Origin of the sequence: Streptococcus timonensis (assembly GCF_900095845.1) — a bacterium.
GTDB classification, from domain to species: Bacteria; Bacillota; Bacilli; order Lactobacillales; family Streptococcaceae; genus Streptococcus; species Streptococcus timonensis.
This window is the reverse complement of the sequence record NZ_FMIX01000004.1, coordinates 68,660-81,308: the sequence shown is the minus strand read 5'-3', so window position 1 is coordinate 81,308 and position 12,649 is coordinate 68,660. Positions and strand designations below refer to the sequence as shown.

Below are 12,649 nucleotides of genomic sequence, written 5' to 3'. Positions count from 1 at the left end.
TTCTTTTATGATACAATGATTATACCATATTTCAGAAAAAGTGAGCGAATCATGACAAAGAAAATCCTCGTTTTACACACCGGTGGCACTATTTCTATGCAAGCAGACGAATCAGGTGCTGTCAGAACTAGTTTGGACAATCCTATGAATCATGTCTTAAATCCCCTAGAAGGTATCCAGGTCCATTCCCTAGATTTTTTAAACTTACCCAGTCCCCACATTACACCTAAACATATGTTAGCCCTTTATCATAAAATCAAGCAAGAGGCGGCATCTTTTGATGGAGTGGTTATTACACATGGAACTGATACCCTTGAAGAAACAGCTTATTTCCTTGATACTATGGATATTCCGAAAATCCCTATCGTGTTAACTGGAGCTATGAGAAGTTCCAATGAACTTGGAAGTGATGGAGTTTATAACTACCTAAGCGCCTTACGAGTGGCCAGTGATGAGAAAGCAACCGACAAAGGTGTACTGGTTGTTATGAATGATGAAATCCACGCCGCCAAGTATGTTACCAAGACCCACACTACTAATGTTGGGACTTTCCAAACGCCGACTCATGGCCCCCTTGGACTCATTATGAAACAGGAAATTCTCTATTTCAAAACTGCTGAACCTCGTGTTCGTTTTGACCTTCATTCTATTAAAGGTTTAGTTCCTATCATTCCAGTCTATGCAGGCATGACCGACGAACTGCTCGATTTACTTCCTATTGACCAACTAGACGGGCTGATTATTCAAGCCTTTGGAGCTGGCAATGTTCCAAAAGAAACTGCGCAAAAATTGAACTCCCTCATTCAAGAAGGGCTACCAATCGCTCTAGTTTCTCGCTGTTTTAATGGTATCGCCGAACCTGTCTATGCCTACGACGGAGGAGGGGTTTGTTTGCGAAAATCAGGTGTCTTTTTCGTTAAAGAGTTGAATGCTCAAAAAGCTCGCCTAAAACTCCTTATCGCGATTAATGCTGGACTCAAAGGTGATGAACTTAGAGAATATATGGAAGGATAAGAAAAACTCAGGAAACTTAACAATTTCCTGAGTTTATTTTTTTATTTTTTACGAGTTGATCGACGCTCTGTTAAGCCATGTTGAAGTAGTACTTCTCTTTCTTCCAACTCTTCTTTGTGCATAATCTTAGTCAACATACGCATACTGATTGCACCTAAATCATACAAAGGTTGAGCAATAGTCGTTAGATTTGGTCTTGTATAGCGTGCGATTTGTGAATCATCACTGGTGATAATTTCAAATTCTTCTGGTACAGAAACTCCTTGGTCAGCCAATCCATTCAAGACTCCTGCAGCCAATTCATCACCTGTAACAATAGCTGCCGTTGCTTTTGAAGAAATCAAACGCTCTGCTAAAGCATAACCATCATCATAGCGGTATTTTGACTCAAAGACAAGACCTTCACTATAGTTGATACCCGCTTCTTTCAATGCATCCTTATATCCAACCAAGCGCACTTTCCCATTAATATCGTCTACTAATGGACCACTGATAAAGGCAATTTTTTTGTTGCGCTTCAACAAATGACGAACAGCATCTGCAGTAGCAGTCTTATAATCAATATTAACGCTCGGAAGTTGATGCTCTACATCCACAGTTCCTGCCAAAACTACAGGTGTTCGTGAACGTGAGAATTCTGAACGGATTTTTTCTGTTAAGTGATAGCCCATAAAGATGACACCATCAACCTGTTTTGAGAAGAGGGTATTAACCACCGATACTTCTTTTTCATCATCTTCATCACTATTAGCAAGGACAATATTGTATTTATACATTTCGGCAATATCATCAATTCCTTTTGCTAGAGTCGCAAAAAATGTATTTGTAATATCTGGAATGACAACTCCAACCGTTGTTGTCTTCTTACTTGCCAAGCCACGAGCTACTGCATTAGGACGATAATCTAGACGTTCAATAACCTCTAAGACTTTCTTTCGAGTGTTTTCTTTAACATTTTTATTTCCGTTAACAACACGACTAACTGTCGCCATCGAAACTCCTGCTTCACGGGCAACGTCATAAATTGTTACTGTATCATCTGTGTTCATTCCGGTTCCTTTCTCTATTGAAAATTTTGTTTTCATGTTTGTACCATTTTCATTCTATCACTTGTTGTAAGCATTTTCAAGCATTTAATAAATTTTTATTTAAAATTCTTATTTCCTTCAGTTTTTTACAACAAACTTTTCTTGATTTTTACACCATTTTGCAGTATGATAATAAGAAAACGAGTTGGAGGTATGGATGGCTTTTACAGATTCTCATAGACGTTGTGCAAGTTTTGGTATCGCAACTAACTTACCAGACGATGTCATCGACTCCATTTGGTATATTATTGACCATTTCCTAAAACATGTTTTTGAGTTAGAAGATGAGCTAGAGTTTCGACTCTTAAATAGCAATGGAGCTATTACCTTTCGATTTTCAAGTCAACATCTACCTACAATCATTGATTTTGACTTCACCCACCCTTTTGACCCTCTCTATCCACCTAAAGTAATTGTCTTAGATATGGATGGAAAGGAAACTATCCTTCTCCCAGAAGAAAATGAACTTTATTAAAAAACCTAGCATCCTAACAATTAGTTTAGGAGACTAGGTTTTTTTATTTTTTCAATTCTTGATATAAGTGACGAATCGGTTGTCCTAGGACTGGATGGATGAAATGAGGTGCAATTTCCTGCAGCGACTCTAAAACAAAGAGTCGCTCAGCAACATAAGGATGCGGCAAGATGAGATTATCGTTATAAATGACCTGATCCTCCATAAAAAGCAAGTCCAGATCAATCAAACGAGGTCCCCAAAGCACTTCTCTGACCCGTCCCATTTCAGACTCAATAGCTAATAAGTTTTCTAATAAAATTGGAGCCGGCAACCATGTTTCCACTTCAATAACCTGATTGGCAAAACTATCTTGTTCTACACCACCCCATGGCTCAGTTGTAATCACACTAGACTCTTTGAGAATACGAATTCCTCGAGCACGCATCTTGTCAAGAGCTTGTTTGAGATTGACCTTTGTATCTCCCATATTACTTCCCAATGCAATAAAGGCTCGCTGTTTACGTCGATGGATAGTTACCGAACAGGTCTCCAAGGGTAGATGAACAGGTGCCCAAGGTTTTTTCAGCTCCAGCTCAATCTCTTGAACGATAGGGTAAGTCTCAAATGTACGCTCTACTAGTTTGTAAGCAACTGTTTCAATCAAGTCTTCAGTGGTTTCCTGAAACCAAGCTGTCCATTCTTTGCATAGTTCTCCGTAGTGGATAGAAGACTCCAAATCCAACTCTGTTGCAGCCTTGGTCATATCATAGGATAAACTAGCTGAAATGATAAACTTTTGGCCCAGTTCCTTCTCACTCGGGAAAAGACCATGATAAGCAAAAATTTCTAGATCTTTAATGCGCAGTTGATCCATAACAAATCCTTTCTAGAAAAATCCACTTGAAGCGGATTTTTTATAGTCCCATGAGACGATATGCTTGGTCTCGAAGGTCCTTATCTGACTCAAACACTCCACGAGCCACTGTGGTCAAAGTTGCAGTTCCTGGTTTCCGAACACCACGCATGCTCATACACATATGCTCTGCTTCAATAACAACGAAAGCACCTTTGGCACCTAGATATTCCATCAAAGCATCAGCCACTTCGATATTCAAGCGTTCTTGAATCTGTGGCTTTTTAGCATAAACTTCAACTGTACGTGCCAGCTTTGATAAACCTGCCACACGTCCGTCTGGAACATAAGCGATATGAGCTTTCCCATAAAAAGGCAAGAAGTGATGTTCACACATGGTATGGAAAAAAATATCCTTTTCCACTACCATATTATCATCGATAATTTCAAAGGATTTTGACAAATGCTCCTCCGCAGTTTGACCAAGTCCTGAAAAAATCTCCTGATACATGCGAGCTACACGTGCAGGAGTTTCCTGTAAGCCTTCGCGATTAACATCTTCACCTACCGCTTCGATAATCATTTTTACAGCCGTCTCAATCTTTTGTGTATCCATTCTCTAGTTTTTCCTCTCCATTAGATAGGCTCTCACCTGGCTCAAGAAATACAAGGAGCCCGTAACTATCCTAACTGTTTTTTTCTCTTCAATATCTATCATACTTTGGTCTAGAAATGACTGCCAACTTTTGTAGTTTAGATTTCTAGAATAAGCTACTTTTTTTAGTACTTCTTTGTCTGTAGCTCGACCATCATCAAAGTGAGTCAATATCAGCTCAGTATCTGGCAAAGTCTCTAATAAGTCTAACATGTCCTCTAAAGCTTTAGTTTTAATACAAGTAAAGAGGACTTCTTTATGGTAGTCCGCAAATCGTTCTTGCAATGTTTCTACCAAAGCCTTGATAGCATGGGGATTATGGGCCCCATCCAAAATCATTAAGGGTTCTCTACAAAAAACTTCCAAGCGTCCAGGCCAGCTTGTCTCTGCCAAGGCCTGAGCCACTATGTTATTACTTGCCAATTCTCGGCCAGTCTCTTTGCAATAGGTATCTAACAGGGTTATGGCCATCCCAGCATTCTCTATCTGATGAATGCCAAGTAGACCTGTCTGAAAGCGCCCCTGCCTAAGCGGGCTTGTATAGTCAAAGACTTCTCCCGTCCTCACACTCCCTTGATGACTGACTTGATAATCTTCCCCATAAACAAGCCTGGGAGCCTCTTTCGTTTTAGCGATTTGGTTGATAACTGCTAAGGCTTCTGGGACAATATTTCCTGTTACCAGGGGAACTCCTTGTTTGATAATTCCAGCTTTCTGCTCCGCGATAGCTTCCAAGCTATCCCCTAAAAGCGCTACATGGTCTAATCCGATAGTCGTGATTCCCGTTAGCATAGGTTGACAGACATTGGTACTATCCAAAAGTCCGCCCATACCTACTTCCATAATAGCCACATCGACTTGCTCAGAAGCAAAATAATCATAGGCTATAGCAGTGATAATCTCAAACTCTGTCGTTTCCTGCAAATCAAGAGCATGCTCCCCCTCAAGTAGTGAGCGATAGTCTACCATCAAGGTCTCTAATCTTGCTTCTGGGATAGATTCCTCATTAATGGCAATCTGATCGGTATAATGAATCAGATAGGGTGAGCTAAAGACTCCAACTCTTAGCCCCATCTTTATCAACATATTCTTCAAAAAGGCTATAGTAGAACCCTTACCATTGGTGCCTCCGATATGGATAACCTTGAGCTTGAGATGGGGATTGCCACGTAGGGCTAATAGCTTCACCATCCTCTCCAAACCAAAATGCGGTTGGTCTGTCCGATAGTTAGCTATCCACTGATTTGTTTCGTTTTTATTCATCTTATTTATACTGTTTCAAGTTTAAATTTTCCGCATCATCTGCCAGACGGATGGCTGATGCGATTTCAACTGCCATCTTGTGGCTGGCTACATCGTGTACACGCACAACTTCTACACCCTGTCTAGCGGCGATACTGGTCACATGAGCTGAAGCCGTATCACGATTGCGGAAGCCTTCTTCAGTTTCTGGGTTTACTTCAAAACCATTTTCTTCCAGAATATTGATGACAAAGCGCTTGCGAGAGACTCCTAAAAAGATAGGATAGCCTATCTCGTGTAATTTATCAAGGTCACGTAGAAGTAGCAGATTTTCCTTTTTGGTCAAGCCAAAGCCAATCCCAGGATCTAGCATGATGTTTTCTTTCGAAATTCCTGCTTTTTCCGCTCTTACTAGAGCACGGTCAAAGAAAGCTGTCATCAATTCTTCTACTGGTAGTTTTTCAAACTCATCTAGGTATTCCTGTGTAAAAGGCTCTCCAAAGCCAAAATGAGGGAAGATAAGTGAACTAGGGTGCTGAGGGCGTGCCATGACTGGATTAAACATGATGACTACCTGAGCTCCAGATTTGGCAATCACTTCCGCCATCTTCTCATCCCCCATAAGACCTGTAATGTCATTGACTATATGGGCACCAGCTTTTAGAGCTTCATCTGCAACCTGACTTTTCCATGTGTCGACCGAAATCAGAACATCACTCTCTTGACGGATAGCCTTAATGACTGGGATAACACGTTGGATTTCCTCTTCAATCTCAACATAGCTACTTCCAGGTCGAGTGGATTCTCCACCAATATCTAGGATAGTGGCTCCTTCGTCTATCAATTTTCTAGCCTGTTTCAAGGCTTCCTCAACAGCAAAAAATTGACCCCCATCAGAGAAAGAATCTGGGGTGACATTGATAATACCGCAAATAGCTGTTTTTGTATGATTGTCTCTTTTTTCCACGATTATCACTCAAATTTCATTTAAATTGGTATTCCTCTATTTTACTGTTTTTTTTGGATTCTGTCCAATTATCCCTCGGGACTCTCAAACTTTAAAAGAGCGTAAAAAAGGAGAAGCCGAGTTCTCCTTTTTAATATTCTTATTTTTCAGTCAAAGCTGCAAGTCCTGGAAGGACTTTACCTTCGAGAAGCTCCATTGAAGCTCCACCACCAGTAGAGATCCATGAGAACTTGTCTGCACGACCAAGGTTGATAGCTGCGGCAGCTGAGTCACCACCACCGATGATTGATTTAACGCCTGGTTGTTTCACGATAGCGTCCATTACACCGATTGTACCAGCTTGGAAGTCAGGGTTTTCAAATACACCCATTGGTCCATTCCATACAACTGTTTTAGCACCAGTCAAAGCTTCGTCAAATTTAGCGATAGATTTAGGACCGATATCCAAACCAAGGAATCCTGGATCTACTGCTTCACCTTCAGTGTCTTTCACTTCAGTGTAGTCAGCAAATGCATTAGCTTCTTTTGAATCAACTGGCAAGATCAATTTACCGTTTGCTTTTTCAAGAAGAGCTTTGGCAACATCCAATTTGTCTTCTTCTACAAGTGAGTTCCCAATTTCGATACCTTGTGCTTTGTAGAATGTGTAAGTCATCCCACCACCGATAAGAACTTTATCAGCTTTTTCAAGCAAGTTTTCGATAACACCGATCTTGTCTGAAACTTTTGAACCACCAAGGATAGCCACGAATGGACGTTCTGGAGCTTCAACTGCTTCTTGGATGTATGCAATTTCGTTTTCAAGAAGGAATCCAGCAACAGCTTTTTCAACATTTGCTGAGATACCAACGTTAGATGCGTGTGCACGGTGAGCTGTACCGAATGCATCGTTTACGAAGATACCATCACCAAGTGATGCCCAGTATTTACCAAGTTCAGGATCGTTTTTAGATTCTTTCTTGCCGTCAACATCTTCGTAACGAGTGTTTTCAACCAAAAGAACTTGTCCATCTTCAAGAGCGTTAACAGCTGCTTCTAATTCAGCACCACGTGTAACACCTGGGATAAATGTAACTTCTTGACCCAACTTAGCAGCCAAGTCAGCAGCTACAGGAGCAAGTGATTTACCTTCTTTATCAGCTTCTTCTTTCACACGTCCAAGGTGAGAGAAGAGGATTGCACGTCCACCTTGTTCAAGGATGTACTTGATAGTTGGAAGAGCTGCAGTGATACGGTTATCGTTAGTAATCACGCCATCTTTTACAGGAACGTTGAAGTCAACACGAACGAGAACTTTTTTCCCTTTCAACTCAACATCTTTAACAGTCAATTTTGCCATTTGAAAAGACTCCTTAATTTTTTTATGTGTTAATTATATCACAAAATCAGTAAAAGAGATAGAAAAACCTTAAACTTTTCTCTTTCTCGATTAGTCTGGGACTTTAAAAATAAGAGTATAAAACTAGTGAGTCTTAGATAATCGAAACTCTCACTAATTTTAAATTTTCATCCAAAAAATCATAAAATGCTTACTAGTTGGAATAATAATAGCCCAACTAAATGATACTTTTTAATAAAAGATTCATTACATTTTTATTAAAATTTACTATTTACCACTTGTGAGATTGCTTAGAATCCTTTAAAATAGAATGGGAGAAATTCCGTGATTAGTTTTCGGAGGAAAAAGAAAATGTCCATTAATTGGCAGGAAATTGCATTTCACTTTTTAGGTGGTCTGGGACTATTCTTATATAGTATCAAGACCATGGGGGACGGTTTGCAACAAGCAGCTGGAGATCGTCTTCGATTTTACATTGACAAATATACCAGCAATCCTTTCTTTGGAATTTTAGTTGGAATTGGAATGACTGCCCTGATTCAATCGAGTTCAGGTGTTACAGTTATTACAGTTGGTCTGGTTAGTGCTGGACTATTGACCCTGCATCAGGCTATTGGGATTGTTATGGGAGCCAATATTGGAACAACCGTCACATCCTTTATCATTGGTTTTAAATTGGGAGACTATGCTTTACCCATGCTCTTTCTCGGAGCAGTCTGTCTCTTCTTCACCAAAAATAGAACCATCAATAACATCGGACGAATTGTCTTTGGTGTCGGTGGTATCTTCTTTGCCCTCAATCTTATGAGTGGCGCTATGGAACCCCTTAAGGATTTACAAGTCTTTAAAGACTACATGGTAGAACTGAGTAAGAATCCAATTCTTGGTGTTCTTGTCGGAACAGGTTTAACCCTTCTGATTCAAGCTTCCTCAGCGACCATCGGGATCCTACAAAATCTCTACGCTAGCAATCTGATTGACCTTCAGGGTGCCCTACCAGTTCTCTTTGGAGATAACATCGGAACTACTATCACTGCTATTATCGCTTCCTTGGGTGCTAATATTGCAGCCAAACGTGTGGCGGCAGCCCATGTGACCTTTAACGTTATCGGAACCGTTATCTGTATTATCTTCCTCGTTCCATTTACAGGCTTAATCCAATGGTTTGAGAGCTTCTTAAATCTAGCTCCAGAAATGACCATTGCCTTCGCCCACGGAACCTTCAACATTACTAACACGATTATTCAGTTTCCATTCATCGGTGCTCTTGCCTTCTTGGTAACCAAACTTATCCCTGGAGAAGACGAAGTTGTCAAATACGAGCCACTTTACCTTGATGAGCAACTGATCAAACAAGCTCCATCTATCGCTCTTGGAAATGCTAAAAAAGAACTTCTACACTTGGGTAATTATGCTGCGAAAGCCTTTGACCTCTCTTACGACTATATCATCAATTCTGATGAAAAAGTTGCAGAAAAGGGACATAAGACTGAAGAAGCTATCAATACTATTGATGAAAAATTGACTCGTTACCTCATTAGTTTATCTGGTGAAGCTTTGAGCCAAAAAGAGAGTGAAGTCTTAACAAATATCCTTGACTCTTCACGAGACTTAGAACGTATCGGAGACCACGCTGAAGCTCTTATCAATCTCAACGATTACTTGCAACGTAAAAATGTTCAATTCTCTGAGGCTGCCTTAGAGGAACTAGCAGAGATTTATCATAAAACTAGCGAATTCGTTAAAGATGCTCTTGAGAGTGTTGAAAATAATGATTTCAAAAAAGCTCAAGCTCTTATCGAACGACATGAAGACATCAACAACATGGAACGTGTCCTTCGTAAGACTCATATTAAACGTCTTAATAACGGAGAATGTTCTACCCAAGCAGGTGTCAATTTTATCGATATCATTTCTCACTACACTCGTGTATCAGACCACGCTATGAACCTTGCTGAAAAGGTTTTGGCAGAACAAATTTAAAACGAAAAAAATGCTTTGATTCTTTCGAATCAAAGCATTTTAAACAGCTCTCCAATCATAAAGGAAGATGCGGCTGCACCCCTGTATCTCGCTTCTTCCTTTTTGATAAAGCGGGCCAGATTGACTAACTCTGGCGAAGGTGTCCTAGGATTTTTGAGAAGTTCAAGAGTGACTAGACCTGATAGCCGTACTGCTAGCAATCGCTCATTGGTGCTGGGCAATTGCTTAGCAGTCTCTAGGAGCGCAGCCACTAAATCTTCACTCAGGTTTTGACGGGCATTATTGTAAAGATCCCGTATCAAGGTTTCTAGGTTTGGTTCTTCCACACCTATCACCTCCATCTTTTCTGTTTAATAATTTTTGATTAAATTTACTGTAGAACGATCCAATTTTTTAACCAAGGCTTGTAAGAATGCTTGAGCTTCAAGGAAATCGTCCATAGCATAAAGGGTTTGGTGAGAGTGGATATAACGGGCACAAACACCGATTGTTGTTGATGGTACACCACCATTTTTCAGATGAGCTGCCCCAGCGTCAGTTCCACCTTTTCCACAGTAGTATTGGTACTTGATACCAGCTTCTTCAGCTGTCGTCAAAAGGAAATCCTTCATACCTGGGAGAAGCAAGTGACCTGGATCGTAGAAACGAATCAAGGTTCCATCACCAATCTTACCTTGACCACCATAAACATCACCAGCTGGTGAACAGTCTACAGCAAGGAAAACTTCTGGGTCAAATTTAGTTGTTGAGGTATGAGCACCACGAAGTCCGACTTCTTCTTGGACATTGGCACCAAGATAAAGTTCATTGCCTAGTTTTTGACCTGACAAGTTTTCTGCTAATTCACTCACCATGAGAACTCCGTAGCGGTTGTCCCAAGCTTTTGAGATGATATTTTTTTCGTTAGCTGTTAGGATTGCGCTACTATCTGGAACGATGGTATCTCCAGGACGGATACCAAAACTTTCAGCCTCAGCCTTATCCGCAAAACCACCATCGAAGACGATATCTGAAACAGCTGGCATGGTTGGCCCACCTGTTCCACGAGTCAAATGTGGAGGTACTGAACCTGAGATGACTGGAATTTCACGTCCTTGGCGCGTAAAGAGTTTAAATCGTTGGCTGCTGACAACCATCGGGTTCCAACCACCGATTTCAACTACTCGGAAGGTTCCATCTGGTTTAATTTCACTCACCATAAAACCAACTTCATCCATGTGAGATGCTACCAAGACGCGAGGTGCATTCGCAACTTCTGAATGTTTGATACCGAAGATACCGCCTAGGCCATCTGTCACTACTTCATCCACGTGAGGTGATATTTTCTCACGGAGATAAGAGCGAACAGGCGCTTCATGACCTGAGATAGCAGAAAGTTCTGTTACTTCTTTGATTTTAGAAAATAATGTTGTCATTTCTATCCCTTCTTTCTTTCAACCATTTTACCACTTTTTATAGGAGAAGGGTAGTGAAAATCATCAATCTATAGATCTATCTACACCAAAAAAGAATCACGACTGTGATTCTTTTTATTTTGAATTTCTCTTTAAAGAAAAGTGATCTGGTACGGGGTCCTTACCTATTTCAGACCAAGGATGACATCGTAAAATTCGAGCCAGTCCCATGAGAACGCCCTTAAATCCATGCTTCTCAATAGCCTGAATCATGTAGTTTGAACAACTTGGCTCAAATCTACAAGAAGGCGGAAAAGCTGGGGATATAAAACGTTGGTAAAAGCGCACAGGCGCAATTAAAATTCTTTTCATTATTTCTTAGTTACAGCCATAGTATGTAGTTGGCTGATTTCTTTTTTATTGAGACGACGTGATTCTCCTGGACGAAGACCCGTCAAGTCTAAGTGTCCAAAACGTGTCCGAGACAACTTATCCACAGGAAGCCCAACTGCTTCAAACATCTTTTTAACCTGGTGATTACGTCCTTCATGAATGGTCAACTGTACTACAGAGCGGTTTTTGACTGGGTCTACTTTAAGAATCTCATAAACCGCTGGCTTAGTTTTCTTACCATCAATCTCAAGACCACGAGTTAAGGGGCGGAGATTTTCTTTATTAGCCACACCTTTAACACGCGCCACATAAACCTTATCGATTTCATTACGCGGGTGAATCATCTCATCTGTAAAGTCACCATCATTGGTCAAAATCAATACACCTGACGTATCCCAGTCCAAACGTCCCACAGGGTAGATGCGCTCTTTAACATTCGGCAAGAGGTCGACAACAGTCTTACGTCCCTTATCATCTGTCACACTAGAAATCACTCCGCGGGGTTTATTGAGAAGATAGTAGACCTTTTCTTCGTTATAGATGGGTTGACCTTCAACTTCTACCTTATCGCCAGACTTAATGGTTGTCGCTAGTTCGCGTACTACCTGACCGTTAACAGTCACCAAGCCTTGCTTGATCAACTCCTCTGCTTTTCTCCTACTGGCCACACCTGCGTGGGCAATATATTTATTGATTCTCATCTTCTTCTATCCTTTCACCAAATAATTGGCTTTCTTGTGCTTGAATTTCAAGCTCGTCAATCACAGGCAATTCTTCCAAATGGTTAATACCCATGTAATCCAGAAAATAATCCGTCGTTACATAGAGGTTAGGGCGTCCAAGCACCTCTTTTTTCCCGTCTTCTCGTATCAAGTCAAAGGCCTGTAACTTTGCCAAAGCTCCACTCGAATTAACCCCACGAATAGCATCGATTTCTATACGTGTGATAGGTTGCTTATAAGCAATAATGGACAATGTTTCAAGCGCAGCCCGAGATAGACTCTGGTTGATTGGCGCCTTAGAATATTCTTTTAAAATATCAGCAAATTGAGGCTTGGTTACCAATTTGTAGGCACCTCCTGTCTCAATCAGGGCCAAACTAGAATCCTGGTCTTTTTCATACTTTTTGGCTAATTTTTCAAGACTCTGCTGAACCCCTGTTGGTGGTAACGATAAGAGCTCTGCTAACTGGCGAGCCCTAATTCCATCTTCACCCGACACAAACAGGAGTGCTTCTATTTTTGCTAAAGTACTCATACTTCCT

14 protein-coding genes are annotated in these 12,649 nt (G+C 40.8%); 3 read left to right on the top strand and 11 right to left on the bottom strand.

The annotated features are described in order from the left end of the window. The first annotated feature begins 51 nt into the window (after positions 1–51). A complete protein-coding gene (locus BQ2679_RS03630) occupies positions 52–1,014 on the top strand; it encodes an asparaginase (protein ID WP_075566268.1) in 963 nt (320 codons plus the stop codon). Positions 1,015–1,055: 41 nt separating this feature from the next. Here the strand turns inward: BQ2679_RS03630 and ccpA are convergent, their stop codons facing one another. Beyond that, positions 1,056–2,063: a catabolite control protein A gene (gene ccpA / locus BQ2679_RS03625; protein ID WP_075566266.1), complete on the bottom strand. Its 1,008-nt coding sequence runs from the start codon at positions 2,061–2,063 to the stop codon at positions 1,056–1,058. Positions 2,064–2,259: 196 nt separating this feature from the next. Here ccpA and BQ2679_RS03620 point away from each other — a divergent pair, with 196 nt between their 5' ends. Then, positions 2,260–2,577 carry a DUF960 domain-containing protein gene (locus BQ2679_RS03620; RefSeq protein ID WP_075566264.1) on the top strand — a complete coding sequence of 106 codons (318 nt, stop codon included), beginning with the start codon at positions 2,260–2,262 and terminating at the stop codon, positions 2,575–2,577. Positions 2,578–2,620: 43 nt separating this feature from the next. Here the strand turns inward: BQ2679_RS03620 and folK are convergent, their stop codons facing one another. The 5 genes from folK to BQ2679_RS03595 all read right to left on the bottom strand — a co-directional run bounded on the left by folK (position 2,621) and on the right by BQ2679_RS03595 (position 7,615). After that, the gene (gene folK / locus BQ2679_RS03615) at positions 2,621–3,433 is read right to left on the bottom strand and encodes a 2-amino-4-hydroxy-6-hydroxymethyldihydropteridine diphosphokinase (protein WP_075566262.1); all 813 of its coding nucleotides are present in this window, start codon (positions 3,431–3,433) and stop codon (positions 2,621–2,623) included. Positions 3,434–3,473: 40 nt separating this feature from the next. Next, complete coding sequence (gene folE / locus BQ2679_RS03610) at positions 3,474–4,028, bottom strand: GTP cyclohydrolase I FolE (RefSeq protein ID WP_075566260.1); 555 nt, start codon at positions 4,026–4,028, stop codon at positions 3,474–3,476. 3 nt (positions 4,029–4,031) lie between these two features. Continuing rightward, positions 4,032–5,330, bottom strand: a complete 1,299-nt coding sequence (locus BQ2679_RS03605) for a bifunctional folylpolyglutamate synthase/dihydrofolate synthase (protein ID WP_075566258.1) — start codon at positions 5,328–5,330, stop codon at positions 4,032–4,034. 1 nt (position 5,331) lies between these two features. Further along, positions 5,332–6,276, bottom strand: coding sequence for a dihydropteroate synthase (gene folP / locus BQ2679_RS03600; RefSeq protein WP_075566256.1), 945 nt, complete (start codon positions 6,274–6,276; stop codon positions 5,332–5,334). Positions 6,277–6,415: 139 nt separating this feature from the next. Then, a complete protein-coding gene (locus tag BQ2679_RS03595) occupies positions 6,416–7,615 on the bottom strand; it encodes a phosphoglycerate kinase (protein WP_075566254.1) in 1,200 nt (399 codons plus the stop codon). A gap of 351 nt (positions 7,616–7,966) precedes the next feature. Between BQ2679_RS03595 and BQ2679_RS03590 the strand changes: the two genes are divergently transcribed. After that, a complete protein-coding gene (locus tag BQ2679_RS03590) occupies positions 7,967–9,598 on the top strand; it encodes a Na/Pi cotransporter family protein (RefSeq protein ID WP_075566252.1) in 1,632 nt (543 codons plus the stop codon). A gap of 29 nt (positions 9,599–9,627) precedes the next feature. On the opposite strand, the gene BQ2679_RS03585 is transcribed toward BQ2679_RS03590, so the two are convergent. From BQ2679_RS03585 to scpB, 5 genes are all read right to left on the bottom strand, one after another. Beyond that, on the bottom strand, positions 9,628–9,924 hold the full coding sequence (locus tag BQ2679_RS03585) for a bacteriocin immunity family protein (RefSeq protein WP_075566250.1): 297 nt from the start codon (positions 9,922–9,924) through the stop codon (positions 9,628–9,630). Between the two features lie 24 nt (positions 9,925–9,948). Continuing rightward, on the bottom strand, positions 9,949–11,013 hold the full coding sequence (gene pepA, locus BQ2679_RS03580) for a glutamyl aminopeptidase (RefSeq protein WP_075566248.1): 1,065 nt from the start codon (positions 11,011–11,013) through the stop codon (positions 9,949–9,951). A gap of 114 nt (positions 11,014–11,127) precedes the next feature. Continuing rightward, complete coding sequence (gene yidD, locus BQ2679_RS03575) at positions 11,128–11,364, bottom strand: membrane protein insertion efficiency factor YidD (RefSeq protein ID WP_075566246.1); 237 nt, start codon at positions 11,362–11,364, stop codon at positions 11,128–11,130. Beyond that, positions 11,364–12,086 carry a pseudouridine synthase gene (locus tag BQ2679_RS03570; RefSeq protein WP_075566244.1) on the bottom strand — a complete coding sequence of 241 codons (723 nt, stop codon included), beginning with the start codon at positions 12,084–12,086 and terminating at the stop codon, positions 11,364–11,366. The genes yidD and BQ2679_RS03570 overlap by 1 nt, the downstream gene beginning before the upstream one ends. Then, the gene (gene scpB / locus BQ2679_RS03565) at positions 12,073–12,642 is read right to left on the bottom strand and encodes an SMC-Scp complex subunit ScpB (RefSeq protein ID WP_075566242.1); all 570 of its coding nucleotides are present in this window, start codon (positions 12,640–12,642) and stop codon (positions 12,073–12,075) included. The genes BQ2679_RS03570 and scpB overlap by 14 nt, the downstream gene beginning before the upstream one ends. Between the last annotated feature and the right edge of the window lie 7 nt (positions 12,643–12,649).